The organism is Lysobacter sp. CCNWLW3, from assembly GCF_036697405.1.
Lineage (GTDB): Bacteria > Pseudomonadota > Gammaproteobacteria > Xanthomonadales > Xanthomonadaceae > Lysobacter.
Window position 1 is genome coordinate 36,879 of record NZ_JBAHWA010000019.1, and the last position, 25,899, is coordinate 62,777.

Sequence of the window (25,899 nt, forward strand, 5' to 3'; positions counted from 1 at the left end):
CGGTGCGCCTGGCTTCGCCCGATACCCGCGCCGCGCCGTTTCGTCGCTCCACGCCCGCTTTCGTCGCGCGCCGCTGGCCCCGGCGCGGCGCGTCGCTATGCTTGCCTGCAACGACGTAGCCGGGCCGCACCGTGATCAAGAGCTGGTTTTTCCTAGTCCGCATCATCGCCGCCTGGACGGTGCTGTTCTTCATCCTGGCCCTGGCCTGGTCGGCGCTGCCCAGCCTGAGCGGCACCTACGGCGACAACGATCCCTGGCCGGTGTTCCTGGTCGGACTGATCGTCGGCGCGTTCGTGATCACCGGCGCCTTCTCGCACCTGCGGCGGGTGCGCCTGATCGCCGGCCACATCGACGGCAGCACCCTGGCCAACCGCCAGCGCCGCCAGATCGAAGTGCCGTTCGAGGCCGGCGAGGCCTTCGACCTGCTCGACGCGGCGATCCGCGAACTGCCGCGCAGCGAGGAAATCGAGAGCGCACGCGACAGCCTGCAGGTGCGCGCCAAGGTGCGCCGCCCCGACACTTACGGCCGGCGCCCGCTGGGACGCTACAACCCGCTCAACTGGTTCGGCGTGCCGCGCAACCAGATCCTGGCCCTGGTCACGCCGCGCGACGGCAGCGGCAGCCTGACCCTGGTCTGCGAGCCCGAGAGCGGCGCCTGGAGCGATTGGTTCCGGGTCGACGACGGCACCAACCTGGAGAACGCCGAGGCGATCACCCGCGCGATCGCCCGCCGCGTCGCCGAGCGCCGCCGCAACGAACAGGCCGCGGTCGCCCAGACCGTGACCGAGAAGGAACTCACCGTCGCCAAGCTCAGCCTGCTCCACGCCCAGGTCGAACCGCATTTCCTCTACAACACCCTGGCCAGCGCGCAGTACCTGACCCGCACCGATCCGGCGCGCGCCGACGAGATGCTGGGCCACCTGATCCAGTACCTGCGCCATTCGCTGCCGCGCACCGAAGACGCGCTGTCGACCCTGGGCGAGGAACTGGAACGCGCGCAGGCCTATCTGGAAATCCTGCGCATCCGCATGGGGCCGCGCCTGACCGTGCAGGTCGACGTGCCCGAGGCGCTGCGCCACACCCCGCTGCCGCCGATGATGCTGCAGACCCTGGTCGAGAACGCGATCAAGCACGGCCTGGAGCCGCGCAGCGGCGGCGGCATGGTATGGATCCTGGCGCGCCGCGACGGCAAGGCGGTCGCGGTGACCGTGGCCGACGACGGCGAAGGCTTCGGCAGCCAGCCCGGCGGCACCGGCATCGGCCTGAAGAACGTGCGCGAACGCCTGCGGCTGGTCTACGGCGCCGACGCGTCGCTGGCCGTGGTCGCCAACTTCCCCAACGGCGTGGCCGCGACCCTTACGGTCCCCGCCGCTTTTGATCGAGACGCACGCCATGGCTAAGGCCGTCATCGCCGAAGACGAAGCGCTGCTGCGCCAATCCCTGCTGGAGCTGCTGGCCGAGGCCTGGCCGCAGCTGGAAGTGGTGGCCGAGTGCGAGGACGGCGCCGAGGCGCTGGAAGCCATCGCCGGCCATCGCCCGGACGTGGCCTTCCTCGACATCCGCATGCCCGGGCTGAGCGGGCTGGAAGTCGCGGCCGCCGCGGCCGAGACCAGCCCGCAGACCCGGATCGTGTTCGTGACCGCCTACGATCAGTACGCGGTCGACGCCTTCGAGCGTGGCGCGATCGACTACCTGCTCAAGCCGATCGCAGCCGAGCGCCTGGCCGCGACGGTGCAGCGGCTGCAGGCGCGCGGCAGCGCCGAGAGCGCCGACAGCGCCGCGCTCGCCGCCCTGTTGCGCCAGCTCGGCGCCGGCCTGCCGCGCACGCAGGCGCCGCCGCTGACCTGGATCACCGCCAGCGCCGGCCGCGAAACCCGCCTGATCCTGGTCGACGACGTCGCCTACTTCCGCGCCGATCACAAATACACCACCGTGGTCACCGCCGACGGCGAGGCCCTGCTGCGCACGCCGATCCGCGAGCTGCTGGCGGTGCTGGACCCGAACGCGTTCAAGCAGATCCACCGCTCGACCATCGTCAATCTCAAGGCCATCGCCGCGATCGTGCGCGACGACAGCGGCCGCGGCACGGTGCGGCTCAAGCAGCGCGCGGAAACGCTGAGCGTGAGCCAGCCGTTCATGGCGCTGTTCCGGCATATGTAACTGCGCCGCGAACGTCCGCTCCACCGCAAGCCCGCCCCGCCGCAAGCCCGCAACGCAGTACCGCCCCATGCGATCCCGTCGCGTGCGGGCGGCGTTCGCCCACACTCCGAGGTGCTCCATGCGCAATCTGATCGCGTTGGTCTATTTCCTGTTCGCGCTGCTGGGCTGCGACGCCGGCGGCGCCACCCTGGTCACACGCACCCGCGTCGACGGCCAGGATCGCCTGCATGCGCGCACCCGCGTGCAGGCCGGCATCGGCCGCTTCGAGTGCATCGCCAGCGACAGCGGACGCTGCCATTACGCCCTGTTCGAGTCCGATTGCGCACGCGACCGACCCGGCTGTCGCGCCCAGGCCTTCGAACGTTTCAGCATGGCCGTCGGCGCCAGTCGCGAGATCGTCGGCCTGCCCGCAAGTTTCGGCCTGTGCGTGGATCGGCAGGCGCCGGCCGACGCGCCGGGCCCGGACTGCGCATCGCTGCGCTCGGAAACCGTGGCCGCCGCCGCATCGGTAGCGCCTTGAACGCGCGCGCCGGCGCTTCGGCGACGCTGCGGGCCGCGCTCGCCTGCGCGATCGCGGTGCCCTTCGTCTACTACGCCACCCAGCTGATCGCCGCGCCGTTCTTTCCCGGCTACAGCTTCCTGCGCCAGGCCGCGAGCACGCTGGGCTCCGACAGCGCGCCGCTGCCGTGGATCTTCAACGGCGGCGCGGCGCTCACCGGCCTGGCCACCCTGGCCGGCGCCTGCGGCATCGGCCTGGCCCTGCGCCGGCTGGGCGGTGGCGCACTGCCGACCGCGCTGGTGCTGATCGCGCTGCTCGTCAACGCGGCGGTCGCGTTCAAAGCCGCGTATTTCCCGCTGCCGCATCCGCGCCACGGTTCTGGGCCGTTGATGATCGGCATCCTGTCGTTTCCGACGCTGGCGATGCTGGCGCTGTGGCGCTTGCAGCGCAGCCGCGCGATCAAGCTCTATCTGTTGGCGACCAATCTGTGGATCCTGGCCCTGATTCCGTTCATGGCGCACTGGACCGGCCTGGACACGCGCGCCTGCACCGGCCTGCTGCAACGTCTGGCGACCCTGGCGATCTATCCGCCGATCGGGATCGTGGCGTGGTTCCTGGCGCGACGCCTGCGCGCGCAGACCACGCGCGCGTGAACGCCCGCCGGCGCGATGCGCACCGCATCGCATCGACGCGCCGCAAGGCCCGAGCCGAATCCGATCCCTCCGCGCCGCCCTGAGCGGCCTCGCAATCCGGGCGACCCGCCACGCCGAACCTGCGGGGGGCCGGCCTGGCCTTCTGTCGAATTCGCAAAAGCGGCGCTTGACGCCGGCCCCGCCCGGCTGTATATAACCCTAAAGTTATGTAACTATCAGGTTATATTCAATGCAGCCCCAACGTCTCGACGCCACCTTCGCCGCCCTGGCCGATCCCACGCGACGGGCGATCCTGGCCCGCCTCGCCAGCGGCGAAGCCAGCGTGACCGAACTGGCCGAGCCCTTCGCCATGAGCCAACCGGCGATCTCCAAGCACCTCAAGGTGCTCGAACACGCCGGCCTGATCAGCCGCGGCCGCGACGCGCAGCGCCGCCCCTGCCGGATCGAAGCGCAGCCGCTGGCCGAGGCCAACGTCTGGCTGGAGCGCTACCGCCGGATCTGGGAACAGAACTACCAGCGCCTCGATGCGCTGCTCGGTCAATTGCAGGCCGAACAGCGCCCCACTCCGCCACGCAAGAAACGCTAAGGAGTTCCGACCATGCACGCCCACAACGCCCTGCGCCTCACCGCCCCCGGCGAGCGCGAGATCGTGATCGAACGCGCCTTCGACGCGCCGCGCGAACTGGTGTTCGACGCCCTGACCCAACCCGAATTGCTCAAGCGCTGGTTCCACGGTCCCGACGGCTGGACCCTGACGGTGTGCGAGGTCGACCTGCGCGTCGGCGGCGCCTACCGCTTCGTCTGGAGCGGGCCGGAAGGCGTGGAGATGGGCATGGGCGGCGAGCACCGCGAGATTGAACGCCCGCGGCGCATCGTGCGCACCGAACGCTTCGACATGGACTGGACCGGCGGCGAAACCGTCGGCACCGCGGTGCTGAGCGAACGCGAGGGCAAGACCACCCTGGTCACCACCGTGGTCTACGCCTCGCGCGAGGCCCGCGACGGCGCGCTGGCCAGCAACATGGAACAGGGCATCGCCGCCGGCTACGACAAGCTCGATGCCTTCCTGGCCGACGCCTCCACGGTGTCGGGCTGAACCCTGCGCGCGGGCGGCCGCCGCCCGCGCCTTCCCTCGTAGTGTCCAGACGCGCGGCGCGAAGGCCCATCCATGAACACCCGAACCACAATTCCCGAGCGACCGCGGCGGCGCCTGGGCCGCAGCATCGGCGCGGTGCTGCTGGGCCTGATCGCGGTGATGGTGCTGTCCACCGTCACCGACGTGGTCATGCATGCCAGCGGCGTGTTCCCGCCGTGGTTCCAGCCGATGAGCACCGGCCTGTGGCTGTTCGCGCTCGCTTACCGCACGCTCTACACCGTGCTCGGCGGCTACCTGACCGCACGCTACGCGCCGCACCGGCCGATGGCGCATGCGTGGACGCTGGGGCTGGTCGGCACCGTGTTCGGCATCGCCGGCGTGGTCGCGACCTGGGGCCGCGGCCCCGAGTTCGGCCCGGCCTGGTACCCGATCCTGGTCGCGCTCACCGGCCTGCCCGGCTGCCTGATCGGCGGCCTGCTGTACGCGCGCCGGCGCTGAATCGCTTCGTCCGCATCCTCGTACGCATCAGGAGAGCCGCACATGTTCAGGAAAGTCGCGTTCACCATGTACCCGATCCGCGACGTGCCGCGCGCACGCAGGTTCTACGAGCAAACCTTCGGGCTCAAGCCGGGGTCCAGCGGCCACCAGGGCGACAACTGGTGGATCGAATACGACCTGCCCGACGGCGGCTGCCTGGCCCTGACCAACTTCGTGCCGGACGCGCCCAGCGACGCCGCCGGCGGCACCATCGCGCTGGAAGTCGAGGACCTCGACGCCCTGATCGCCGACCTCAAGGCCAAGGGCGTGGTCTTCAAGAGCGACATCATCCACAGCCCGGTCTGCCGCATGGCGGTGTGCCTGGATTCGGAGGGCAACTCGATCCTGCTGCACCAGCTCAAGCCCAAAGCCTGAGCGCGGCCATGCGACGGCCTCAGCGCGACGGCGACGGCGCGCCCACGCGGCGCGCGATCTGCGCTGCGAACTCGTCCAGGTCGGCGCTGCCGGCGTTGCCCAGGATCACCACGCTGATGCGCGGCTCGATCACGCGCAGCAGTTGGCTGCGCGCGCCCATGATCTGCCCGGGCCGCTTGGCCACCCACAGTTCGCGGCCGCCGATCTTCATCCGGTAGCTCCACAGGCCGTAGCCGTAGTCGTCCAGGCCCGGATCCAGCATGCGCCGCAGCGAATCGGCGCTGAGCAGGCGGCCGCCGTAGAGCGCGTCGGCGAACTTGGCCAGGTCCCGCGCGCTGGAGTACATCGCGCCGGCCGCGTACCAGTTCTCCGGATACGCGGGCAGGTCCGGCGTCATCGGGCCGCGCTCCTCGCGCGCGAAATAGGTCTCGGCCAGGCGCTCGACGACCCGGTCCTGGCGCAGCAGGCCGGTGTCGGCCAGGCCCAGCGGTTGCAGGATGCGCTCGCGCAGCGCCCGCTCGTAGGTCTGCCCCGTCACGCGTTCGACGATCTTGCCCAGCACGATGTAGTCGCAGTTGTTGTAGTCGAAGGCCGTCCCCGGCTCGGCGGCGAGCTTGCCGCTGCAGTACTGCGACAACAGCGCATCGCTGCTGTGCGGCAGCTGGTACACCGGCAGGCCGTCGCGGATCGCGGTCTGGGCGTCCTTGACCGTGTCGAGATTGGCCAGCCCGGAGCTGTGGTTGAGCAATTGCCGCAGCGTGACCCGATGCGCGCCCTCGCCGCGGTAATCGGGCAGGTAGTCGCCGATGCGGCGTTCCAGATCCAGTCTGCCCTGATCGCGCAGCTGCAGGATCAGCACTGCGGTGAAGCTCTTGGTGATAGAGGCGATCTTGTAGCGCGTGCGCGCCGTGTTGGGCACGCGGAACGCCAGATCGGCCAGGCCGAAACTGCCCAGATACTCGGTCCGGCCGTCGCGCGCGATCAGCACCGTGCCGCTGAAGTCGTGGGCGCGCGCGTAGTCGGCGACGAAGGCGTCGATCGCGGGCGCGGCGGCGGGCGTCTGCGCGGCGGCGGCGGCGGACCACAGCAGGGCGATGCTCAATATCCAGGATTTCGTCACGGTTCCGCTCCCCAGGGCTTGGCGCGAAGGCCAAGGTCGGAACCGGAGATACCGCGGCGGCGCGCATGGTTGCAGCGCGCCGGCCGTTCGCGGGCCGCGGCCCGGCGCGGCTAGCCGACGAAGCCCGCGCGGCCGCGCAGGCGCTCCTGCAGCGGCTCGATGTAGGTGCGGCTGGCGCGCACCGGGGTGCCGTCGCGCAGGCGCAGCATGGCGTCGCGGTTGGACAATGGCTGCAGTTCGGCCACGCAGTCCACGCGCACGATGGTGGAACGGTGCACGCGCACGAACTGGGCCGGGTCCAGGCGTCGCGACAGGCGCCCCATCGACTCGCGCAACAGATAGCCGCGATCGCCCACGTGCAAGGTCGCATAATCGCCGTCGGCCTGGATCCACTCGACCTCCGAGGCCTCGACGAAGGCCACCCGCCGGCCCACGCGCACCACGAACCGGGTCAGCCACGCGCCCTCGTCGTCGTTGTTCGCGGTCGGTGCGACCAGGGCGCCCGGCAGCTGGGTGCCGGCGCGCCGGTAGGGATGGGCCTGGCGCGCGCGCTCCAGCGCCTCGGCGAAACGCTCGTCGTCGATCGGCTTGAGCAGGTAGTCGATCGCGTGCAGTTCGAAGGCGCGCACGGCGAAATTCTCGTAGGCGGTCAGCAACACCGCCAGCGGCCGCTGCTCGGGCGACAGCGCCGCCAGCGCCTCCAGGCCGGTCATGCCCGGCATCTGCACGTCGATGAACACCAGGTCCGGCGCCAGCGCGGCGATGCCGGCCAGCGCCGAAGGGCCGTCGGCGAATTCGCCCACCACCTGCATGTCCGCGTGCGCGGCCAAGCGGGTGATCACGCCGCTGCGCGCCAGGGGTTCGTCGTCGATCACCGCTACTCGCATCATGCTTCAGTCTCCTTGACCACTAGCGCCGCCGGCGCCTCGTTGAACGGCAGCGTCATACGCACTTCGTAACCGCCGTCGGCGCGCGCGCCGGCGGCGAAGGAATGGGCGTCCGGGTACAGCGCCTGCAGGCGCTCGGCGATGTTGCGCAGGCCGATCGCGCCGGCCCGGCGCGCGTCCTCTTCCGAGGCGGCGGGCGCGGGCGCGCCGTCGTTGCCCACGTGCAGGTGCAGGCGATCGCCTTCGCGCTCGATCCGGATGTCCAGGCGCCCGGGTTCGCTGCGCTGGGCGATGCCGTGGCGGATCGCGTTCTCGACCAGCGGCTGCAGCAACAGCACCGGCACCCGCGCGCGCAGGGTGTCCGGGCCGATGTTCCATTTCAGGCGCAGGCGCTGGCCCAGGCGCGCGCGCTCGATTTCCAGGTAGGTGTCGGTCAGCGCCAGTTCGTCGGCCAGCGCCACCTCGTGGCCTTCGCCGCCGTCCAGGGTCACGCGCAGGAAACCGGCCAGGCGCGTGATCATCTGCTGCGCCTCGCGATTGCGGTCCTCGGCGACCAGGGCCGAGATCGCGTTGAGGGTGTTGAACAGGAAATGCGGATTGATCTGGTAGCGCAGCGCGCGCAGCTCGGCGTCCTGGGCCAGCACCAGGGCCTGGCGATTGCGCTCGCGCGCGTCCTGCAGATCGGCGTAGTGGGTGATCACCGACTGGATCGCGCAGTACGCGATCAGCACCAGCCAGCAGCCGCCGACGCCGCCGAAGATCAAGGTCCAGTCGGTGGAGTCGCGGTACAGCGAGCCCTGGGTGTTGGCGATCCAGTGCGCGGCCAGATTGCTCAGCACCGACATCACGTAGGTGATCGCCAGCAGCGCGATCACCATGGTCCACTTCGAGGTTCCGCGCCGCCAGAACAGGTGCTGGATCGCGGTCAGCGGCGACATCCAGATCAGGTTGGCGAGCAGGAAGGTCGCCCAGTACGCGGTCTCGCGCGGGTCCTCCAGCGACGGCAGCGCGATCAGCAGGGTGCATACGCCCAGCAGCAGGCGCGCCAGCAGCGACAGCCACAGCCGTCCCGAACCGGGCGGATCCTGCGCCGGCGCCTGCGCGCTTGCCGGCTCGGTGCGTGGATCCGGAATCGCGACGGGGGTGGTCATATCGGGTTCGGCAGGTCGTAATGGAGCGGCAAGCCGATTCTCCAGCGTATACCGCCTACGACCAAGCCCGATGCGCCGATCGCGTGCCGGCGCGCAGGCCGGCGTAGCGGCAGAAAGAGTCGCCGTCCCTGGCAACGCAATAGGCGCCCGAAACGACGCCGCCGCGCCGTGGACGCGTGACGGAACGGCGGAGCCGGTTCGAGCGAAGCTTCATTGGGCCTGAGCGCGCCGTGCGCGGCCAGGGCGCGCGCGCGCTCTTGCGGCGAAGCGGTAGCCGCATGCGACGGGACGAAGCCGCGCCGGCCCGGGCGCCCCGCGCCGCCGGGCGCCGGTCCGGGGCACCTGCGCCGCGGCGCAGCCCCTCAGCCGCTTGCGGGCGCGGCCGCGGCGTCCTGGAACGGCAGCGACAGGCGCACTTCGTAGCCGCCGTCGGCACGTCCGCCGGCGGCGAATGAATGCGCCTGCGGGTACAGGGTGCGCAGGCGCTCGGCGATGTTGCGCAGGCCCAGCGGAGCGCCGCTGCGGTCGGCTTGCGGCCGGCTCTCGCCCGCGCCGTCGTTGCCCACGTGCAGGTGGAGGCGGTCGCCGTCGCGCTCGATCCGGATCTCGAGCTGGCCGGGCTCGGTGCGCGGCGCGATGCCGTGGCGGATCGCGTTCTCGACCAGCGGCTGCAGCAGCAGCGCCGGCACGCGCGCGCGCAGGGTGTCCGGGCCGACGCTCCAGCGCAGGCGCAGGCGCGTTCCCAGGCGCGCGCGCTCGATCGCCAGGTAAGTCTCGGTAAGGGCCAGTTCCTCGGCCAGCGCGACCTCGTGGCGGTCGCCGCTCTCCAGGGTGGCGCGCAGGAACTCGGCCAGGCGCGCGATCATCTGGCGCGCGTCGCCGCTGCGGTCCTCGGCCACCAGGCTGGAAATCGCATTGAGCGTGTTGAACAGGAAATGCGGATGCAGCTGATAGCGCAGTGCGCGCAGCTCGGCTTCGCGGGTCAGCGCCAGCGCCTGCCGGTTGCGCGCCTTGGCGTCCTGCAGCTCGGCGTAATAGGCCACCCCCGCATGCACCAGGCAGTAGGCGATCATCACCAGCCAGCAGATGTCGAAGGCGCTGAGCAGCAGGCTCCAATCCAGGGCGTATTCGGACGGCCAGCCGTGCGCGCGCGCGACCGCGTCGGCGGCCAGATTATTGGCCAGGGACATCAGGTAGGCGGCGGTCAGCAGCGCCAGCGCCAGCGCCCATTTGCCGGAACCGCGGCGGCGCATGCGGTCCTGGATCGCCGTCAGCGGCCACATCCAGAACAGGTTGGAGCACAGGAACAACCACCAATACACGCGCGCGTTCTCGCTCTGCAGCGAAGGCAGGGCCAGGATCAGGGTGCAGGCGGCCAACGGCAGACCGGCCAGCACCGGCAGCCAGTACGGCGACATCGGCGACGGTTGCAGCGCGCTCACCAGCGCGCCGGGCAGCGCCAACGCGGCGCTCAGTTCGTCCTCGCGGGATGCCTTGCGGTCCATGCAGACCCGGCCGCTAACCTGCCGCCTCGCGCGCGAGCCCCCGGCACAACTCCGCGGTGGCGTCGTCGACCGGGAAGCAGCACTCGATATGCAGCTCGTCGATGGTCACGTCGCGCGGGGTGCCGAAGGTGGTGATGGTGGAGAAGAACCGGAACAGGTGTTCGTCGCGGCGCAGCACCGTGGTCAGCAAGGGCGTCGGCGCCGCGCCCAGGTCGCGATGGCGCCAGCGCGCCGGCACGCCCGGATAGGCCAGCACCTCGTCCAGCAGCGCGCGCGCCGCGGCGTCGCCGGGCGCCGCCGCGACCTCGTCGTGCAGGTGGCGGATCAGGTCGCCGGCGACCTCCTCCCAATTCGCCACCGCCGGGCGCAGGTCCGCGGGATCGAAGATCTGCCGGATCATGTTGGCGTGCGCGCTGGGCTTGCCGCGCATCACGTAGGCGTTGACGCGCATCGCCGCGGCGTTGGCCATCAGCACGTCCCAGCGCCGGTTGAGCACGAAGGCCGGATACGGTTCCTGCTGGGCCAGGATGAATTCGATCGCGCGCCGCACCTGCGACAGCTCGGGCGTGTTGAGCGCGGTCTCGGGGTATTTGGGCGCGTAACCGGCCGCCACCAGCAGCGCGTTGCGCTCGCGCAGCGGCATTTCCAGCGCATCGGCCAGGCGCGCGATCACCTCGCGGCTGGCCTGGGCCTTGCCGGTTTCCACGCAGCTCAGATGACGCGCCGACAGGCCCGCGTCCAGGGCCAGATCGAGCTGGCTCAGGCGTCGCGCCGCGCGCCATTCGCGCAGCAGGGCGCCGACCTGGGTGGGCGCGGCGGACGGGGCGAGGCGTGTGGCGGCGATGTGCATCGAAAGCATCTTACGACGCCCGGTAGCGAAAACCATGACCTGCCAGGTCATGACGGCATGACCTGCGACGACATTGAGCGCATGACCTCGGACGCGAATCATGTGCTCCAACGAAGGACGGTCCTTCGACGGAGACTCCCCATGAATCGCAGGCGCTTTCTCGCACTCTCCACCGGCGCTCTGGCCGCCGGTGCCCTCGCCGGCGGCCTGAGCCTGGCCGCTGCCGCCGCCCCCGCCGCGAACGGCCCGCTCGACGCCGCCGGCTTCCGCGCCGCACGCCGCTTCGTGCGCACCCGCTTCGGCCGCATCGCCTACGTCGAGCGCGGTCGCGGCGCCGCCGCGCTGTTCCTGCACGGCTTCCCGCTCAACAGCTTCCAATGGCGCGGTGCGATCGAACGCCTGGCGCCCTACCGCCGTTGCGTGGCGCCGGACTTCATGGGCCTGGGCCACACCGAGGTCGCCGACGGCCAGAGCGTCGCCCCCGACGCCCAGGTCGAGATGCTGCTGGCCCTGATGGACAAGCTGTCGATCGACAGCGCCGACCTGATCGCCAGCGACAGCGGCGGCGCGGTCGCGCAGCTGCTGCTGGCGCGCCACCCCGAGCGCGTGCGTTCGCTGCTGTTGGCCAACTGCGACACCGAGATCGAATGCCCGCCCGCGGCGATGCTGCCGGTGATCGCGCTGTCGCGCGAAGGCAAGTTCGTCGACCAGTGGCTGGCGCCCTGGCAGGCCGACAAGCGCCTGGCGCGCTCGCCGGAGGGCATCGGCGGCATGTGCTACCTCGACCCCGCCAACCCGACCGACGAGGCCATCGACAGTTATTTCCTGCCGCTGCTGGCCTCGGCGCAGAGCAAGGCGCGCGTGCATGCCTATGCGGTGGCGCTGGACCACAACGTGCTCGAAGGCGTGGGCGCGGCGCTCAAGCGCGGCACCGCGCCGGTGCGCGTGGTCTGGGGCATGGGCGACACGATCTTCTCCCCGGCCGGCGCCGAGCACCTCGAACGCAGCTTCGGCCGTTTCCAGGGCCTGCGCCGGCTGGAGGGCAGCAAGCTGTTCTGGCCGGAAGAACGTCCGGACGTGGTCGCCGAGGAAGCCCTGCGCTTGTGGGATGCGGCCTGAGCGCGTGCGTGTCCGGCGTCCCGGTGCGACCGGGACGCCGGACACGCGTTAGGCGACTTCCCGCCAGCGGTACCAGCGGCGATGCGCGAGCGCGAGCATATCCAGGTCTTCGCGGGTATCGCCGTAGGCGTAGATCTGCTGGTAGCGCGACAGGTCGTAGCGCTCACGGATGCGGCGCGGCTTTTCCGGCCCGACGCATTGCGCGCCGCGATAGCGACCGGTCAGTACGCCGTCTTGCGACTCCAGGCTAGAGCAGATCAGGTCCAAGCCATGGCGCTCGCACCAATGGCGCAGATAGAGATCGAACGCACCGGAGACCACGACCACGGTGTCGCCCTGCTCGCGATGCCAGGCGATGCGCCGCAAAGCTTCCGGGCGGATCGCGTTCGGGATGACCTCGTCGGCGAAGCGACGGCCGGACTGTTCGACGCGTTCGCCGTTCAATCCGCGGAACCCGTAAGCCGCCACGCTGGCGCGGATCGTGCTGCCCGACACCAGGCCCAGCTTGTAGCCCAGCACCATCGGCAGGAACCGCCAGCGCCCCAGACGCAACCGTTGCGCGGGCACCGCGCAGGCGACGAAGTCGGCGAACAGTTCGCGGTCGCTGATGGTGCCGTCGAAATCGAATAGCGCCAGATTCATGCCGCTGCGGTTCGCCTGTGAGGGAACCGCAGCATAGCCGGCATCGCCGCGACCAGGCGGCGATGCGCGGCGCGCGGTCAGGCCAGATTGGTGAAGCGGTCCACCGCCCACTGGCCGTTGTTGAAGTAGGTCCAACTGGTCCAGGTGATGGACTTGCCGACCCCGGGTTTGAAGGTGATCGACGCCACCGTCTTGAATTTGTTGAAGTCCAGCGGCGTGGGATAGTCCTTGCCGCCCTTGGTGACGTCGAGCATGTTGTCGTCCGCGCTGAACGTGGCGGCATAGGGGCCGTTGACCTTGCCGGTCGTGCGGGTGAACGTTACCGCTCCTGCTACGGGCATGGGATTAGCTCTCCAAAGGTGGGCTCCGTTCGTGGAGCCGTGGCGGCAGCCGCTTGCGCGACCTGCCGATGGGGCCGACCGATGCCTGGTCTGGGCTCCCCACTCATAGCCAACGGCCGAGCACGCCAAACGTGAACGCGGCCGCGATTCCGCCCCACCCAAGCCGGATGAAATTTTTAGCCGGGATGTAGAGAAGCCGCGCCCTGCTACGACTACTGCATGCCGGCGCCCATTCCGGGCGCCCAACCGGAGTCCCGCCATGAAGTACATGCTGATGATGCAGTTCCCCCATGCCAGCTGGAAGGTCTCGCGCATGGAGCTGTGGCCCGAGCAGGACGTGAAGGCGCACATGGACCATCTGCAGCGGATGAACCGCGAGCTGGTCGAGTCCGGCGAGTTCGTCCAGGTCCAGGGCCTGACCGGTCCGGAAGCCGCGACGATGGTGCACGCGCGCGCCGACGGCAGCCCGGCGGTCACCGACGGGCCGTTCCCGGAATCCAAGGAATTCCTCGCCGGCTACATGATCGTCGACGTCGACAGCGCCCAACGCGCCTACCAGATCGCCGCGCGCTGGTCGGCCGGCCCCGGCCCCGGCGGCGCGGCCCTGAACCTGCCGGTGGAAGTGCGCCAGGTGATGGAGCACAGCGCCTGCCACGACGCGTGATGCCCACCCAGGCCAGCGACCGCTCCGAGCACCTGCTGCGCGCGCTCGCGCCGCAGGTGTTGGGCGCGCTGATGCGCCGCTACAGCGATTTCGCCGCGGCCGAGGACGCGGTGCAGGAGGCGCTGCTAGCCGCGGCCCTGCAGTGGCCGCGGCAGGGCGTTCCCGAGCATCCGCACGCCTGGCTGATCCAGGTCGCCTCGCGGCGCATGACCGACCATATCCGCAGCGAACTCGCGCGTCGCCAGCGCGAGGCCGAGGCGCTGCGGCAAACGCCGGAGGACGAACGCCTGGCGCCCGCGGCGGACGAATCGCGCGGCGACCACGACGACACCCTGATCCTGCTGTTCATGTGCTGCCATCCCGCCCTCACGCCGCCATCGGCGATCGCCCTGACCCTGCGCGCGGTCGGCGGCCTGAGCACGGCCGAGATCGCCAACGCCTTCCTGGTGCCCGAGGCGACCATGGCCCAGCGCATCAGCCGCGCCAAACAGCGCATCCGCGAATCCGGAGTGCCGTTCGCGATCCCCGATCCGCGCGAGCGCGACGAACGCCTGGCGTCGGTGCTGCACGTGCTGTACCTGATCTTCAACGAGGGCTACGCCAGCAGCGTCGGCGCGCGCCTGCAGCGCGAGGATCTGGCCCAGGAAGCGATCCGGCTCGCGCGCGAAGTCCATCGCGGCCTGCCGCGGGACGGCGAAGCGGCGGGCCTGCTCGCGCTGATGCTGCTCACCGACGCGCGCCGCGAAGCCCGCAGCGGACCCGACGGCGAGCTGATTCCGCTGGAGGCGCAGGACCGCACGCGCTGGAACCGGCGCGCGATCGCCGAGGGCGTGGCCCTGATCAGCCGCACCCTCGCACGCGGCGCGGTCGGCGCGTATCAATTGCAGGCCGCGATCGCGGCGGTGCACGACGAGGCCCCGCGCTACGAAGACACCGACTGGGCGCAGATCCTCGCGCTCTACGGCCTGCTGCTGCGGATGTCGGACAATCCCATGGTCGCGCTCAACCACGCCATCGCCGCGACCATGGTCCACGGCCCCGAGCACGGCCTGCAACGCCTGCGCGAACTCGACGCCGACCCGCGCCTGAGCGGTCATTACCGTCTGGATGCGGTACGTGCGCACCTGCACGAACGCGCCGGCCAATGCGAGGCCGCGATCGCCTGCTACCGCAGCGCGGCCGCGCGCACCGCCAGCATTCCGGAACGCGATTACCTCGGCCGCCAGGCGACGCGCTTGCGCGAACGGACTTGAGCGGGCCCGCGCTCAGGCGCGGCGCGCTCGGTGCCAGTCGAACAGCGCTACGGGCAGGTGATCGTCCAACACCAGGTCCAAGGCCGGGTAGGCGTCCAGCGTGTCCAGTACCCGGGCGCGCAAGCCGGCCAGGGCCGGCGTGTCCAACTGCTCGGGGTCGCCGCCCAAGGCGTCCAGCAGGCTAGCGGCCCAGGCGTACAGCGCATCGGAATGCGCCTGCAGTTCCCGCGCCAGCCAACCGCGCAAGGGCGCATGCACGCGGTAGCCGCGCGCATCCAGCGCATCGGCCTGCGCGCGCAGGCGCGCGTAGGCGCCGCGGTACCACTCGGTATGGCCGGCGGCCTCGCGCCGGATCAGCAGCGGCGCCGGCGCCTGGTGTTCGCGCAGGGCGTGCCGCAGCGCCAGTTCCAGATCGCGCGCGTCGCGCACGGTTTCGGTCTCGACCAGAAAGGCGCGCTCCAGGTCGAAGGTCTCGTAATAGCGCGTCTGCAGCTCGCCCAGGCGGCGCAGCGGACTGCGCGAAAATCCCAGCTTGAGCAGATCCTCGTAGGCGCAGGGCAGCACGTACAGATAGCAGCGCCCCTCGCTGGCGCTGTGGGTGACGTCGGGATCGCCGGTGCTCGGGAATGCCATCGCTGCAGCCTGAATCCTCGCGCGCGGCGTCGCATCGGTACGCGGCGGCCGCCCTGTTGACCTCAACTATACTTGAGGTCGCAGACTGCGCGCCTCGCCGGCCGCTGCGGCCGCCACCGACCAGGATCGCGCATGTCCAACCCCGCCCCCTCCGCCCCGGTCTATCGCCTCGACCGTTTCATCGTGCCCGCCGCGGCGATGGCGGCCTTCGGCGAGCGCCTGCGCTACACCCAGCAGGCCCTGGACGGGATGCCCGGCTGCCGGCAGAACCTGATCCTGAGCCGGATCGGCGCCAGCGGCGAATACGACATCGCCACCCTGGTCGAATGGGAAAGCGCGCAGGCGCTGGCCGCGGCCAAGGAGGCGATGCAGCGACGCTACGCCGAAGAAGGCTTCGATCCGGCCGGCTTCATGCACGGCCTGGGCATACGTGCCGACATGGGGTCGTACGTGCCGGCGCCGTCCGCCTCGGCCTGATCCGTTCGCCCGGTATGGCGCGATCCGCGCGCCGGAAGCATCGCGTCAGGCTTCGCGTACCGTCGCTTCAAACCCACGGCAGCAAGGGCCCCTCCAGCCACAGCCAACGCGCCATCCAGGCCACGGTCAGGCCGATCAGGCTGGTCAGCGGCATGCCCACGCGCAGGAAATCGCCGAAGGTGTATTGGCCGGGGTTGAGGATCAGCAGATTGCCGTGGTGGCCGATCGGGGTCAGGAACGAAGCCACCGCGCCCATCGCGGTGCAGACCACGAACGGCAGCGGCGGCAGGCCCAGGCTCTGCGCCAGGGCCAATGCGATCGGCGCCAGCAATACGGTGGTCGCCGCGTCCGACAGGATCTGGGTGAGCAAGGCGGCCGCGGCGAACATCAGCAGCAGCAGGCCCAGCACCGGCAGGCCCTGCGCATGCACGGCCAGCAACTGCGCGATCAGATCGGCGGTGCCGGTCTTGTCCATGGCGATGCCCAGCGGAATCACCCCGGCGATCATCACGTAGATGCGCACGTCGATTTCCTCGTAGGCGCGCTCGATGCTCACGCAGCGCGTGAGCACCATCGCCGCCGCGCCCAGCAGGAAGGCGATCTGCGGCGCCAGCAGTTCGGTCGCGGCCAGCGCGATCGACGCGGCCATGATGCCCAGCGCCAGCGGCGCGCGCCGGCGCGTGCTGCCGCGCGCGTGGAAGGGCATCAGCATCAGGAAGGCGCGGTGCGTGGCCAGTTGCTCCAGGCGCGCCTGCGCGCCCCACAGCACCAGCAGGTCGCCCTCCTCCAGCCTGAGCTCGGACAGCTCGCCGTGCAGCCAGCCTTCCTTGCGCCACAGGCCGACCACCACCACGCCCAGGGTGCTGAGGAAATCGATCTCCGACACGCTGCGGCCGAGGAACTCCGAACGCGGCGCCACCACCGCCTGCACCAACCGCTCCTCGCCCAGCTCCTCGACCTTGCCGCCCTCGCGCGGCTTCTCGCCGTACTTGACCACCGCGTGCAGCGACAGGCCGGGCTCGTCGCGCACCGAGGCGATCTCGTCCGGCGAGGCGCGCACCAGCAGCACATCGCCGGCCGCCAGCGGACTGTCGGCGCTCTGCTCGCGACGGCGGATGCCGTGGCGCAGCCAGTCCACCACCTGCAGGCGCTCCTTGAACGCCTTGTCGAACGCGCCCAGGGTCTTGCCGATCCAGGGCGAATCGCGGTCGACCAGCAGTTCGGTGTAGTAGCGCTCCAGCTTGAGGTAATCGACGCTGCCGCTTTCGCCCTGGCGCTTGGGCAGCAGCCAGCGCCCGGCCAGCATGTAGATCGCGCCGATCGCGACCAGCATCGCGCCGATCGGGGTGATCGCGAACAGGTCCATGCGCCCGCCGCCGTTGCGCGCCAGCAGATCGTTGGCCAGCAGGAAGGCCGGCGCGCTGATCAGGGTCAGGGTCGTCCCCAGCGAGGCGGCCAGCGACATCGGCATCAGCAGGCGCGAGGCCGCCAGTTTACGTTCATGCGCCAGCCGCATCAGGATCGGCAGCATCATCGCGGTGACCATCAGATGGTGCGAGAATGCCGCCATCGCCGCGGTCGCGGGCATGATCACCGCGATCGCGCGCGCTTCGCTGCCGCCGGCCGCGCGCCCGATCGCCGCGCCGATGCGGTCGGTGATGCCGGTCGCGGACAGGCCCGCCGACAGCACGAACACCGCCGCGACGATGATCGCCGGTTCGCTGGCGAAACCCGACAGCGCTTCCTTCGGCGACAGCACGCCGGTCAGCGTCAAGGCCAGCATCGCCAGCATCGCCACCAGGTCCACGCGCAGCTTCTCGCTGATGAACAGCGCCAGCGCCGCGGCCAGGATCAATAGGAATACGATCTGCTGCGGATCCATCCCCGCCCCTGTTCCGAAATCTGCGTACTAACTTAGCCGATGCGCATGAAGGCGATATTCATGCGTGCTGCAAAGCTGCGCCGATTCGTACAGCCTGGACAGCGGACGGATTGATCCGCCAGCGCCGATCAGATCGTTTGCGCCAGCATGAAGATCGGCGCGTACAAGGCCGCGATGCACGCGGGAAGACCCACCACGAGGATCGCCAGCCCCGTCCAGAACGCCGCCAACCTGCGCCTGTCCGGCCTGGGCCAGAACCGCCAGACCGCCAGCACGATCACGGGCAATAGCCACAACGCCGGATAGGCCCGCAGCAACCAGAGCGTCGGCCACGGCAGGTCGGCGCCGAAAGCGCTGAACGTCAGACCGAAACTGGGCACGACCAGGGTGGGAATCAGCGCCGCCAGAATCGCGCAGACCACACCGACCACGACCAACGCCGGTCGTTGCGCACCCGGCGTCGCCGGTACGGGAGTTGAAGGCGCTTGATAAGGGTTGTTCATGAGCGTCGGCTTGGGAGCGTGAGCTTGCTACTTCGTCGACAGCAGGGCACGGACCCGATCGAGGTCGACACCGTCCCGCCGCCTGGAAGGCCCGCACAGGGATACTTGCACCGCGTCGTCGCCCGCGCTTATCACCAGCACGCTCTCGCCCGGAAACAAGTGGATCTGCTCCGCCATATGCACGGCGGTGTTCTTGACAGGGTCGTTATACAAGCTGGTCGTATAGACACGTCTGACGGATGTGGGATCGCCTTTGAACGACTCGCGCACCACGAAAGCATGATCGATGCGATACCCGTCCTCGTCCTTGAGCGCGCCGACCGGGCCCGCCAGTTTGGACTCGGTGATCGTCGCCAGAAACACGGTCTTGGCCGCTTTCAGTTCGTCTTCCAGCGGCACCGCCAGGCAAATCGCGAACGCGGGCAAGGAAAACCAGGTCGCCGCAATGGCCAGCAGCAGGCGATTCGCCGCCCGCATGCGCTTCGCACGCCGTGTACGCATGGCTATCCCTCTCCATCGACTGGCGCCAGCCTAGCAAAGATGCGAGCCGACCCAAGGCGTGATGCGACGAACCGAATCTGGATACGAAAAAGCCCCGCGTCGCGGGGCCTTCTCGTCGCAACGCACCGCTTTCGCGAGCGTGTGCGGGCCTCAGGCCCAGGGATCGCGCAACACGATGTTGGCGTCGCGGTCCGGGCCGGTGGAGACCATCGCCAGCGGGCAGCCGGACAGCTCTTCCAGTGCGCGCAGGTAGGCACGCGCGGCCGCCGGCAGCTTGTCCCACTCGGTCACGTTGTGGGTGCTTTCCTGCCAGCCCGGGAACTCCAGGTAGACCGGCTCGCACTCGTTCCAGCCCTGGGCGTCGAGCGGCGCGTACTCGGTTTCCTTACCGCGGTAGCGGTAGGCGATGCAGAGCTTGAGCTTGTCCATGCCGTCGAGGATGTCGAGCTTGGTGATGCACAGGCCGGAGATGCCGTTGATCGCGACCGCGCGCTTGAGCGCGACCAGATCGATCCAGCCGCAGCGGCGCGGACGGCCGGTGGTGGCGCCGAACTCCTGGCCGCGCTTGCGGATGCCCTCGCCGATCTCGTCGTCGAGTTCGGTCGGGAACGGGCCGCCGCCGACGCGGGTGGCGTAGGCCTTGGCGATGCCGAGCACGTAGTCGATCGAGTCCGCGCCCACGCCGGTGCCGGCCAGCGCGCCGCCGACGGTGGTGTTGGACGAGGTCACGTAGGGATAGGTGCCGTGATCGATGTCCAGCAGCGAGCCCTGCGCGCCTTCGTACAGCACGCGCTTACCCTGCTTGCGCAGGTCGTGCAGGATGCCGGCGACGTCGGACTTCATCGGCTCGACGTATTCGCCGAAGGCCAGCGCTTCGTCCAGGGTCTGCTGGTAGTCGACCGCGTCCACGCCCAAGTACTTGGTCAAGACGAAGTTGTGGTAGTCCAGCGCGCTGCGCAACTTCTCGGCCAACTGGTCCGGGTAATGCAGATCGGCGACGCGGATGCCGCGGCGGGCGACCTTGTCTTCGTAGGCCGGGCCGATACCGCGGCCGGTGGTGCCGATGGCCTTGCCGCCGGCGGCCTTCTCGCGGGCCTGATCCAGGGCGATGTGGTACGGCATGATCAGCGGCGTGGCCGGGCTGATCTTCAGGCGCGAACGCACTTCCACGCCGGTCGCCTCGAGCTCGTCGATTTCCTTGCGCAGCGCGGCAGGGCTCAGCACCACGCCGTTGCCGATCAGGCACAGCGCGCCGTCGCGCAGGATGCCGGACGGGATCAGATGCAGCACGGTCTTCTTGCCGCCGATCACCAGGGTGTGGCCGGCGTTGTGGCCGCCCTGGAAGCGCACGACCGCGCCGATCTGCTCGGTCAGCAGGTCGACGATCTTGCCCTTGCCTTCATCGCCCCATTGGGCACCGAGAACGACGACTGACTGACCCATTACACGCACTCCGAATTGGTTTGGCACGGCCCGGCAGGACCGGCATCGCGGAAGGCGCCGCATCGTGCGGACGCCGAAAACGACAAAAGCCGGCGGGAATCCCCGTCCGGCTTTTGTGCATTATCCGGGTTTCGGGGGGCAGGGGCCACCCCGCCGGTGCCAGCGGACAGATTCGGCTCAGCCTGGGCGCGCAAAGCCATCTGCGACGGCCTCCCGGGCCCGGCTGCGGCTTCGCCGCCGCGCGGATCGGGGCCCGCTCCGGCCTTCGCCGCGCGACTTGCCGCCACGCCGCGTGCCCCATCGCCGGCCAACCGCGGCCTGCCGCACGCCCGCTGAGCCGACCCGGCAAGCAGGCGCCGCACGCGGGCGTCACCCACCCGGGGCGCCGCCCTGCCGGCCCGCGCGTTCCGTCGGATGCGGGGCGCGCAGCGACCACGCGGGTTTCACGACAGCCACGCGCCTCAGGCGGCGCGCACCGCCCACAGGGCCAGCAGGCCCAGCGCGACCGCGATCGCGCCGACGATGCGCAGCTGGCGGTCCGGCATCGCCTGCAGTTGCTCGGCGGCGCGCTTCCAGCCGCGCGGCGCCACGAACAGGAACAGCCCTTCCAGCACCGCGACCAGGCACAGTGCCGAAATCAGCTCACCGCTCAACTCAACGGTCCGACTTGAGGTATTGCAGGAACGGGTCGTCGCGGTCCAGCACGATCACGCTGTCGCCGTCCTTGAAGGACTGGCGGTAGGCCTCGAGGCTGCGCTGGAAGGAATAGAAGCCCGGGTCCTTGTTGGCCGCGGCCGCGTAGGTGCGCGCGGCCTGCGCGTCGCCCTCGCCGCGCAGGCGCTGGGCGTCGCGCTCGGCCTCGGCGACGATCACGGTCTTGTCGCGGTCGGCGGTGGCGCGGATCGCCTGCGACAGCTCCACGCCTTCGGCGCGCTTCTGGCTGGCGACCTGCAAACGCTGCGAACGCATGCGGTTGTAGACCGAGGCCAGCACGTTGCTGTCCTGCGGCAGGTCGATGCGCTTGATCCGGATATCGAGGATGCGCACGCCCAGGGTGGCGGCGGCGCGGTTGATGCCGACCAGCTGCTTGCCGATCACGGTGGCGCGGTCGCCCGAAACCACCTGGGTCAGGGTGCGCGAGTTGATCTCGTTGCGCAGCGAGTCCTTGATGATCGGCGCCAGGCGCTCGGCCGCGGTCTTCTCGTCGCCGCCGGTGGCCTGGTAGAAACGGCTGAGGTTTTCGATCTGACCGACCGCGAAGAAGTCGACGCTGACGTCGAGCTTGTCGGCGGTCAGGTAGCGCTCGGGGTCGGCGGTCAGCACCTGCAGGCGGCGGTCGAACACCGACGCGTTCTCGATCAGCGGCCACTTGAAGTGCAGACCGGGGCCGATGTCGCGGCGCACGATGGTGCCCAGGCGGAACACGATCGCGCCATGGCCTTCGCTGACCACGAACATCGACCCCATCAGCGCCAGCAGCGCGGCCACGATCACGGCGATCCAGGCGGAGAATTTCATTGTGCGGGCTCCTCGCGGCCATCCGGGCGCTTGCTGCGGGCCGGGCGCGACATGGTTTCGTTACCCGGATCGGACGAAGGCGTCGCGATCGTGGGCGCCAGCATTTCCGGCGTCAGCAACGGGGCCGAGGCGCCGCTACGGCGCTCCGGCAGGGGCACGTAGAGCATCTGGCGCGAATCGCCGCCGACGATCTTGCGGTTGTCGCCCATCACCTGCTGCACGGTCTCCAGCCACAGCCGCTTGCGGGTGACTTCCGGCGCGGACTTGTACTGCTCGACCAGCAGCGAGAAGCGATCCGCGTCGCCTTGCGAGCGCGCGATCACCGCGGTCTTGTAGCCCTCGGCCTCGGTACGCACCTGCGCGGCCTGGCCGCGCGCTTCCGGCACCACCTTCTTGGCGTAGGCCTCGGCCTGGTTGATCGAGGTGGCCTTGTCGGCGTCGGCGCGCTGGGCCTCGTCGAAGGCGTCCTTGACCTCGTCCGGCGGGCGCGCGTTGGGCAGGTTGAGCTCGGTCAGGGTCAGGCCGGTGCGGTAGGCGCGCAGCGATTCCTGCAGGCGCGCGCGCACCAGGGTGGTCAGGGCGCCGCGCGCGCTGAGCACGGTGTCCAGATCGGAGCGGCCGATCTGCTCGCGCAGCACGCTCTGCGCCGCCTGGCGCAGCACGTCGGCGGATTCGCGCGAACCGAACAGGTACTGCTCCGGATCGCCGATGCGGTACTGGACGTTGATCTCGACGTTGACCATGTTGCCGTCGCGGGTCAGCACCGGCACGGTCTCGGTGTAGGCGTTGCTCTGGGTGGCGTTGACCTTGGTCACCCGCTCGATCGGCCACGGCGCCTTGAAATGCGGGCCGGGCTGCAGGATGCGCGAGAAGTGGCCGAAACGCAGGACCACGCCGCGCTCCTGCTCGGTCACCAGCACGAAGCAGTTGAACACCAGCCACAGACCCAGGATCGCGGCGACCCAGCGCAGGATGCCGCCCCCACCTATGCCGCCACCGCCGAACAGGCCGCGCAACGGGTCGAGCAAGGCATCCAGGCCGCGGCCGTCGGACTTGCGTTGCCGCGGCGGGCGACCGTTGGGGTCGGATCCGCCGGAATTGTCACTGCCAGGGGTGTTCCAGGCCATGCCTGCTCCAAAGAGGGAAAGCACCCGTGTTCAGCTGACGGGTCGGTTGATTCTAGGTGGGGGGGCTGGCCGCCTCAAGCAAGGTCTTCCGGCTCGGCCACCGATTCCAGCAAGGCGCGCAGCGGTTCGCCGTGCGGTTGGGCGAACAGGCGCTGGGCGTCGGCGATGGCCAGATCGACCTGCAACTCCCAGCCGTGCTCGTCGGCGCGCTCGGCGCGCACCGCGCCCAGCTCGTGCAGGCGGGCGCGCAGGCGCGCGCCCTGCGACGGCACCCGCAGCGGGCCGGCGACATGGCGCAGCTCCAGGGCCTCGCCCAGCACCGCGCGCAGCAGATCCAGCCCGCGGCTCTCGCGCGCCGACAGCCAGACCCGGGTATGGCCCTCGCCCGGACGGTCGATGCGCGGCTGCGCGCCTTCGAGGCGGTCGATCTTGTTGAACACCAGCACCTGCGGCAGGTCGCCGGCGCCGATCTCCTGCAGCACCGCGTCGACCTGGGCCACGCGCTCGTCGCGCAGCGGGTCGGCGGCGTCGATCACGTGCAGCAGCAGGTCGGCTTCGCGCGCCTCCGACAGCGTCGAGCGGAACGCGGCCACCAGATCGTGCGGCAGGTCGCGCACGAAACCGACCGTATCGGCCAGCACCGCCGCGCCGCCGGACAGCTCGATCCGGCGCACGGTCGGGTCCAGGGTCGCGAACAATTGGTCGGCCGCGTAGGCCTCGGCGCCGGTCATGGCATTGAACAGGGTCGACTTGCCGGCGTTGGTATAGCCGACCAAAGCCACGCGCGGCAGCTCGCTGCGCACGCGCGCGCGGCGCATCTGGGTGCGTTGCACCTCGACCTTGTCGAGGCGCTTTTGCAACTGCTCCAGGCGCTTTTGCAGCAGGCGGCGGTCGGTTTCCAGCTGGGTTTCGCCGGGGCCGCGCAGGCCGATCGAGCCGCCGCGCTGGCGCTCCAGGTGGGTCCAGCCGCGCACCAGGCGCGTGGCCATGTGCTTGAGCTGGGCCAGCTCGACCTGCAGCTTGCCCTCGGCGCTTTGCGCGCGCTGCGAGAAGATGTCCAGGATCAGGCCGGTGCGGTCGACCACGCGCCGTTCCAGCGCGCGCTCGAGGTTGCGCTCCTGGCCGGGCGACAGCGGGTGGTTGACCAGGATCAGGTCGGCGCCGGTGGCGTCGGCCGCGGCCTTGACCTCGGCCAGCTTGCCGCTGCCGATCAGCATGGCCGCATTGGGGCGGTCGATGCGCGCGGTCAGTACCGCGGCCACGGTGGCGCCGGCCGATTTGGCCAGGTCGGCGAATTCTTCCAGCAGGCCCTCGTCCGGCGGACCGCCGGCGTGGGGCTGGATCAGTAAGGCGTGTTCGCCTTTGCGGGAGCGTTCAAACATCGAGTGTGCAAGATGGGGAGGAAAACCGGGAATGCAAGCGCGGCGGGACGCGCCGGCCCCGCCATCGTCTCATCCCTGCCCGCCCGGGCCCCGCATTCACTCGTTCTCGTCGTCGCCCTCGGCACCGCCGCCCTCGCTGGACTGCACGTAGCCGCCGCCGGGACCGACGCGGACGTTGCGCGCGGGGACCACGGTCGAGATCGCGTGCTTGTAGACCATCTGGCTCACGGTGTTGCGCAGCAGGACCACGAACTGGTCGAAGGATTCGATCGTGCCCTGCAGCTTGATGCCGTTGACCAGGTAGACCGAGACCGGCACGCGTTCGCGCCGCAGCGCGTTCAGGAAAGGATCCTGTAAGGATTGCCCCTTGGACATCAGTAGTTCCCCAGCTTTCTAGTTATAAGGTTCGGTGCCAAAGACGGCCCGGACATCCCGTAGGCCGCGTCGCCGGTAGCTCCCCACAGCGGTGACCGGCCGATGGTAACGCAACTGGCCGTTGCGGATACGGGCCGAACTCAGGCTTTGCGATGCGCGTGCCGGGATCCGCCGATGAACAGCGCCGCGGCCTCGGCCAGGGCCCGCGCGTCCCGGGCCGGGTCGAACCAGCGGGCGTCCAGCTCGCCGCGCAGCCAGGTCAGCTGGCGCTTGGCGAGCTGGCGGGTGGCGTAGATGCCGCGGTCGCGGAAGTCCGCCGCGGCCTCGGCGCCGCCCCCACCGTCCAGGTATTCCCAGGCCTGGCGATAGCCGACCGCGCGCAAGGCCGGCAAGTCCAACGGGCGTGGATGCGCCTGCAATTCCGGCAAGGCGCGCAAAGCCCGGACCTCGTCCAGGAAACCGGCCTCCAGCATGGCGTCGAAGCGCTGGGCGATGCGCGCATGCAGCACGGCCCGGTCGGCCGGCGCCAGGACCAGCTTCAGCACCCGGTACGGCAGGCGCGGCGCGCCGGCGGCTTCGCGCCGCCAGGCGCTGATGCCGCGTCCGGTCAGGCGCTGGACCTCGAGCGCGCGCTGGATGCGCTGGGCGTCGGTGGCGTGGATGCGCGCCGCCGCCTCCGGGTCCAGCGCGGCCAGCTCGGCGTGCAGTGCCGCCCAGCCGCGCTCGCCGGCCTCGGCCGCGAGCTGGGCGCGCACCGCCGGGTCGGCCTCCGGCATCGGCGCCAGGCCATGCAGCAGGGCGTGGAAGTACAGCCCGGTGCCGCCGGCCAGGATCGGCAGGCGCCCGCGCGCGGCGATGTCGTCCAGGGCGCGGCGGGCGTCGGCGGCGAACTCGGCGGCCGAGTACGGCTGCCAGGGCTGGCGCAGGTCGATCAGGCGGTGCGGCACCCGCGCCTGTTCCTCGGCGCTGGGTTTGGCCGCGCCGATGTCCAGGCCGCGGTAGACCAGGGCCGAGTCGACGCTGACGATCTCGCCGTCGTAGCGCTGCGCCCAGTCCAGGGCGAGCGCGGTCTTGCCCGAGGCGGTCGGGCCCATCAGGGCGATCGCGAGCGGGCGCGGGTCGGCGGACATGCGGAGGATGCGGTTCCGGTACGGAGGCGAGCGCGCAGCCTCGCACAGCCGCGCACGCCGCGAAAGCGCGCGGCAC

30 protein-coding genes are annotated in these 25,899 nt (G+C 70.4%); 12 read left to right on the top strand and 18 right to left on the bottom strand.

What is annotated here, in order from left to right; all coding sequences use genetic code 11:
* Positions 1 to 131 precede the first annotated feature (131 nt).
* The 8 genes from V1318_RS19225 (at position 132) to V1318_RS19260 (ending at position 5,320) form a co-directional block, all read left to right on the top strand.
* On the top strand, positions 132 to 1,400 hold the full coding sequence (locus V1318_RS19225) for a histidine kinase (protein ID WP_332941374.1): 1,269 nt from the start codon (positions 132 to 134) through the stop codon (positions 1,398 to 1,400).
* Positions 1,393 to 2,160 carry a LytTR family DNA-binding domain-containing protein gene (locus V1318_RS19230; protein WP_332941375.1) on the top strand — a complete coding sequence of 256 codons (768 nt, stop codon included), beginning with the start codon at positions 1,393 to 1,395 and terminating at the stop codon, positions 2,158 to 2,160. Before V1318_RS19225 ends, V1318_RS19230 begins: the two co-directional genes overlap by 8 nt.
* Before the next feature lie 118 nt (positions 2,161 to 2,278).
* On the top strand, positions 2,279 to 2,680 hold the full coding sequence (locus V1318_RS19235) for a hypothetical protein (protein ID WP_332941376.1): 402 nt from the start codon (positions 2,279 to 2,281) through the stop codon (positions 2,678 to 2,680).
* Positions 2,677 to 3,312, top strand: a complete 636-nt coding sequence (locus V1318_RS19240) for a DUF998 domain-containing protein (RefSeq protein ID WP_332941377.1) — start codon at positions 2,677 to 2,679, stop codon at positions 3,310 to 3,312. Before V1318_RS19235 ends, V1318_RS19240 begins: the two co-directional genes overlap by 4 nt.
* A gap of 229 nt (positions 3,313 to 3,541) precedes the next feature.
* On the top strand, positions 3,542 to 3,898 hold the full coding sequence (locus V1318_RS19245) for a metalloregulator ArsR/SmtB family transcription factor (RefSeq protein WP_332941378.1): 357 nt from the start codon (positions 3,542 to 3,544) through the stop codon (positions 3,896 to 3,898).
* Between the two features lie 12 nt (positions 3,899 to 3,910).
* Positions 3,911 to 4,408, top strand: a complete 498-nt coding sequence (locus V1318_RS19250) for an SRPBCC family protein (protein ID WP_332941379.1) — start codon at positions 3,911 to 3,913, stop codon at positions 4,406 to 4,408.
* A 72-nt stretch (positions 4,409 to 4,480) separates the two neighbouring features.
* Complete coding sequence (locus V1318_RS19255; protein ID WP_332941380.1) at positions 4,481 to 4,906, top strand: hypothetical protein; 426 nt, start codon at positions 4,481 to 4,483, stop codon at positions 4,904 to 4,906.
* Positions 4,907 to 4,948: 42 nt separating this feature from the next.
* Positions 4,949 to 5,320, top strand: a complete 372-nt coding sequence (locus V1318_RS19260) for a VOC family protein (protein WP_332941381.1) — start codon at positions 4,949 to 4,951, stop codon at positions 5,318 to 5,320.
* A 19-nt stretch (positions 5,321 to 5,339) separates the two neighbouring features.
* Here the strand turns inward: V1318_RS19260 and V1318_RS19265 are convergent, their stop codons facing one another.
* The 5 genes from V1318_RS19265 to V1318_RS19285 form a co-directional block, all read right to left on the bottom strand.
* On the bottom strand, positions 5,340 to 6,440 hold the full coding sequence (locus tag V1318_RS19265) for a serine hydrolase domain-containing protein (protein ID WP_332941382.1): 1,101 nt from the start codon (positions 6,438 to 6,440) through the stop codon (positions 5,340 to 5,342).
* 110 nt (positions 6,441 to 6,550) lie between these two features.
* Entirely contained in the window at positions 6,551 to 7,330 is a 780-nt protein-coding gene (locus V1318_RS19270) for a LytTR family DNA-binding domain-containing protein (RefSeq protein ID WP_332941383.1), read from the bottom strand.
* On the bottom strand, positions 7,327 to 8,478 hold the full coding sequence (locus V1318_RS19275; RefSeq protein ID WP_332941384.1) for a histidine kinase: 1,152 nt from the start codon (positions 8,476 to 8,478) through the stop codon (positions 7,327 to 7,329). The genes V1318_RS19270 and V1318_RS19275 overlap by 4 nt, the downstream gene beginning before the upstream one ends.
* A 362-nt stretch (positions 8,479 to 8,840) precedes the next feature.
* Positions 8,841 to 9,983: a histidine kinase gene (locus V1318_RS19280; protein WP_332941385.1), complete on the bottom strand. Its 1,143-nt coding sequence runs from the start codon at positions 9,981 to 9,983 to the stop codon at positions 8,841 to 8,843.
* Positions 9,984 to 9,996: 13 nt separating this feature from the next.
* Positions 9,997 to 10,833, bottom strand: a complete 837-nt coding sequence (locus V1318_RS19285; protein ID WP_332941386.1) for a helix-turn-helix transcriptional regulator — start codon at positions 10,831 to 10,833, stop codon at positions 9,997 to 9,999.
* A 141-nt stretch (positions 10,834 to 10,974) separates the two neighbouring features.
* On the opposite strand from V1318_RS19285, the gene V1318_RS19290 reads away from it, so the two are divergent.
* Entirely contained in the window at positions 10,975 to 11,952 is a 978-nt protein-coding gene (locus V1318_RS19290; protein WP_332941387.1) for an alpha/beta hydrolase, read from the top strand.
* Between the two features lie 48 nt (positions 11,953 to 12,000).
* Here the strand turns inward: V1318_RS19290 and V1318_RS19295 are convergent, their stop codons facing one another.
* Together V1318_RS19295 and V1318_RS19300 are read right to left on the bottom strand one after the other, a co-directional pair.
* On the bottom strand, positions 12,001 to 12,594 hold the full coding sequence (locus V1318_RS19295) for an HAD family hydrolase (protein ID WP_332941388.1): 594 nt from the start codon (positions 12,592 to 12,594) through the stop codon (positions 12,001 to 12,003).
* Positions 12,595 to 12,671: 77 nt separating this feature from the next.
* The gene (locus V1318_RS19300; protein WP_332941389.1) at positions 12,672 to 12,935 is read right to left on the bottom strand and encodes a hypothetical protein; all 264 of its coding nucleotides are present in this window, start codon (positions 12,933 to 12,935) and stop codon (positions 12,672 to 12,674) included.
* Positions 12,936 to 13,194: 259 nt separating this feature from the next.
* Between V1318_RS19300 and V1318_RS19305 the strand changes: the two genes are divergently transcribed.
* Entirely contained in the window at positions 13,195 to 13,599 is a 405-nt protein-coding gene (locus V1318_RS19305; RefSeq protein WP_332941390.1) for a YciI family protein, read from the top strand.
* Entirely contained in the window at positions 13,599 to 14,852 is a 1,254-nt protein-coding gene (locus tag V1318_RS19310; protein ID WP_332941391.1) for a sigma-70 family RNA polymerase sigma factor, read from the top strand. The genes V1318_RS19305 and V1318_RS19310 overlap by 1 nt, the downstream gene beginning before the upstream one ends.
* A gap of 12 nt (positions 14,853 to 14,864) precedes the next feature.
* On the opposite strand, the gene V1318_RS19315 is transcribed toward V1318_RS19310, so the two are convergent.
* Positions 14,865 to 15,485, bottom strand: a complete 621-nt coding sequence (locus V1318_RS19315) for a GIY-YIG nuclease family protein (protein WP_332941392.1) — start codon at positions 15,483 to 15,485, stop codon at positions 14,865 to 14,867.
* A gap of 132 nt (positions 15,486 to 15,617) precedes the next feature.
* On the opposite strand from V1318_RS19315, the gene V1318_RS19320 reads away from it, so the two are divergent.
* The gene (locus V1318_RS19320) at positions 15,618 to 15,962 is read left to right on the top strand and encodes a hypothetical protein (protein WP_332941393.1); all 345 of its coding nucleotides are present in this window, start codon (positions 15,618 to 15,620) and stop codon (positions 15,960 to 15,962) included.
* A 67-nt stretch (positions 15,963 to 16,029) separates the two neighbouring features.
* Here V1318_RS19320 and V1318_RS19325 read toward each other — a convergent pair whose 3' ends face one another.
* The 10 genes from V1318_RS19325 to miaA form a co-directional block, all read right to left on the bottom strand.
* Positions 16,030 to 17,844: an SLC13 family permease gene (locus V1318_RS19325; RefSeq protein WP_332941394.1), complete on the bottom strand. Its 1,815-nt coding sequence runs from the start codon at positions 17,842 to 17,844 to the stop codon at positions 16,030 to 16,032.
* A gap of 128 nt (positions 17,845 to 17,972) precedes the next feature.
* On the bottom strand, positions 17,973 to 18,347 hold the full coding sequence (locus V1318_RS19330) for a hypothetical protein (RefSeq protein ID WP_332941395.1): 375 nt from the start codon (positions 18,345 to 18,347) through the stop codon (positions 17,973 to 17,975).
* A gap of 27 nt (positions 18,348 to 18,374) precedes the next feature.
* Positions 18,375 to 18,848: a hypothetical protein gene (locus V1318_RS19335; protein ID WP_332941396.1), complete on the bottom strand. Its 474-nt coding sequence runs from the start codon at positions 18,846 to 18,848 to the stop codon at positions 18,375 to 18,377.
* 150 nt (positions 18,849 to 18,998) lie between these two features.
* Positions 18,999 to 20,291: an adenylosuccinate synthase gene (locus V1318_RS19340; RefSeq protein ID WP_332941397.1), complete on the bottom strand. Its 1,293-nt coding sequence runs from the start codon at positions 20,289 to 20,291 to the stop codon at positions 18,999 to 19,001.
* Positions 20,292 to 20,752: 461 nt separating this feature from the next.
* Positions 20,753 to 20,944 (bottom strand): DUF2065 family protein, encoded by a 192-nt coding sequence (locus V1318_RS19345; protein ID WP_332941398.1) that lies wholly within the window; start codon positions 20,942 to 20,944, stop codon positions 20,753 to 20,755.
* Position 20,945: 1 nt separating this feature from the next.
* Positions 20,946 to 21,809: a protease modulator HflC gene (locus V1318_RS19350; protein WP_332941399.1), complete on the bottom strand. Its 864-nt coding sequence runs from the start codon at positions 21,807 to 21,809 to the stop codon at positions 20,946 to 20,948.
* Entirely contained in the window at positions 21,806 to 22,936 is a 1,131-nt protein-coding gene (gene hflK, locus V1318_RS19355; RefSeq protein ID WP_332941400.1) for an FtsH protease activity modulator HflK, read from the bottom strand. Before hflK ends, V1318_RS19350 begins: the two co-directional genes overlap by 4 nt.
* A 74-nt stretch (positions 22,937 to 23,010) precedes the next feature.
* The gene (gene hflX, locus V1318_RS19360; protein WP_332941401.1) at positions 23,011 to 24,318 is read right to left on the bottom strand and encodes a ribosome rescue GTPase HflX; all 1,308 of its coding nucleotides are present in this window, start codon (positions 24,316 to 24,318) and stop codon (positions 23,011 to 23,013) included.
* Positions 24,319 to 24,414: 96 nt separating this feature from the next.
* Positions 24,415 to 24,693 (bottom strand): RNA chaperone Hfq, encoded by a 279-nt coding sequence (gene hfq / locus V1318_RS19365; protein WP_056172892.1) that lies wholly within the window; start codon positions 24,691 to 24,693, stop codon positions 24,415 to 24,417.
* A 140-nt stretch (positions 24,694 to 24,833) separates the two neighbouring features.
* On the bottom strand, positions 24,834 to 25,823 hold the full coding sequence (miaA, locus tag V1318_RS19370) for a tRNA (adenosine(37)-N6)-dimethylallyltransferase MiaA (protein ID WP_332941402.1): 990 nt from the start codon (positions 25,821 to 25,823) through the stop codon (positions 24,834 to 24,836).
* Between the last annotated feature and the right edge of the window lie 76 nt (positions 25,824 to 25,899).

Bases quoted from the DNA above. Each gene is read 5' to 3' on its own strand.
- V1318_RS19340 (WP_332941397.1), bottom strand. From the start codon at position 20,291: ATGGGTCAGTCAGTCGTCGTTCTCGGTGCCCAATGGGGCGATGAAGGC.
- V1318_RS19245 (WP_332941378.1), top strand. From the start codon at position 3,542: ATGCAGCCCCAACGTCTCGACGCCACCTTCGCCGCCCTGGCCGATCCC.
- hflK (WP_332941400.1), bottom strand. From the start codon at position 22,936: ATGGCCTGGAACACCCCTGGCAGTGACAATTCCGGCGGATCCGACCCC.
- V1318_RS19320 (WP_332941393.1), top strand. From the start codon at position 15,618: ATGTCCAACCCCGCCCCCTCCGCCCCGGTCTATCGCCTCGACCGTTTC.
- V1318_RS19295 (WP_332941388.1), bottom strand. From the start codon at position 12,594: ATGAATCTGGCGCTATTCGATTTCGACGGCACCATCAGCGACCGCGAA.
- V1318_RS19270 (WP_332941383.1), bottom strand. From the start codon at position 7,330: ATGATGCGAGTAGCGGTGATCGACGACGAACCCCTGGCGCGCAGCGGC.
- V1318_RS19260 (WP_332941381.1), top strand. From the start codon at position 4,949: ATGTTCAGGAAAGTCGCGTTCACCATGTACCCGATCCGCGACGTGCCG.
- V1318_RS19230 (WP_332941375.1), top strand. From the start codon at position 1,393: ATGGCTAAGGCCGTCATCGCCGAAGACGAAGCGCTGCTGCGCCAATCC.
- V1318_RS19330 (WP_332941395.1), bottom strand. From the start codon at position 18,347: ATGAACAACCCTTATCAAGCGCCTTCAACTCCCGTACCGGCGACGCCG.
- hfq (WP_056172892.1), bottom strand. From the start codon at position 24,693: ATGTCCAAGGGGCAATCCTTACAGGATCCTTTCCTGAACGCGCTGCGG.
- V1318_RS19255 (WP_332941380.1), top strand. From the start codon at position 4,481: ATGAACACCCGAACCACAATTCCCGAGCGACCGCGGCGGCGCCTGGGC.
- V1318_RS19250 (WP_332941379.1), top strand. From the start codon at position 3,911: ATGCACGCCCACAACGCCCTGCGCCTCACCGCCCCCGGCGAGCGCGAG.
- V1318_RS19315 (WP_332941392.1), bottom strand. From the start codon at position 15,485: ATGGCATTCCCGAGCACCGGCGATCCCGACGTCACCCACAGCGCCAGC.
- hflX (WP_332941401.1), bottom strand. From the start codon at position 24,318: ATGTTTGAACGCTCCCGCAAAGGCGAACACGCCTTACTGATCCAGCCC.
- V1318_RS19300 (WP_332941389.1), bottom strand. From the start codon at position 12,935: ATGCCCGTAGCAGGAGCGGTAACGTTCACCCGCACGACCGGCAAGGTC.
- V1318_RS19290 (WP_332941387.1), top strand. From the start codon at position 10,975: ATGAATCGCAGGCGCTTTCTCGCACTCTCCACCGGCGCTCTGGCCGCC.
- V1318_RS19280 (WP_332941385.1), bottom strand. From the start codon at position 9,983: ATGGACCGCAAGGCATCCCGCGAGGACGAACTGAGCGCCGCGTTGGCG.
- V1318_RS19310 (WP_332941391.1), top strand. From the start codon at position 13,599: ATGCCCACCCAGGCCAGCGACCGCTCCGAGCACCTGCTGCGCGCGCTC.
- V1318_RS19285 (WP_332941386.1), bottom strand. From the start codon at position 10,833: ATGCACATCGCCGCCACACGCCTCGCCCCGTCCGCCGCGCCCACCCAG.
- V1318_RS19305 (WP_332941390.1), top strand. From the start codon at position 13,195: ATGAAGTACATGCTGATGATGCAGTTCCCCCATGCCAGCTGGAAGGTC.
- V1318_RS19335 (WP_332941396.1), bottom strand. From the start codon at position 18,848: ATGCGTACACGGCGTGCGAAGCGCATGCGGGCGGCGAATCGCCTGCTG.
- V1318_RS19275 (WP_332941384.1), bottom strand. From the start codon at position 8,478: ATGACCACCCCCGTCGCGATTCCGGATCCACGCACCGAGCCGGCAAGC.
- V1318_RS19325 (WP_332941394.1), bottom strand. From the start codon at position 17,844: ATGGATCCGCAGCAGATCGTATTCCTATTGATCCTGGCCGCGGCGCTG.
- V1318_RS19235 (WP_332941376.1), top strand. From the start codon at position 2,279: ATGCGCAATCTGATCGCGTTGGTCTATTTCCTGTTCGCGCTGCTGGGC.
- miaA (WP_332941402.1), bottom strand. From the start codon at position 25,823: ATGTCCGCCGACCCGCGCCCGCTCGCGATCGCCCTGATGGGCCCGACC.
- V1318_RS19350 (WP_332941399.1), bottom strand. From the start codon at position 21,809: ATGAAATTCTCCGCCTGGATCGCCGTGATCGTGGCCGCGCTGCTGGCG.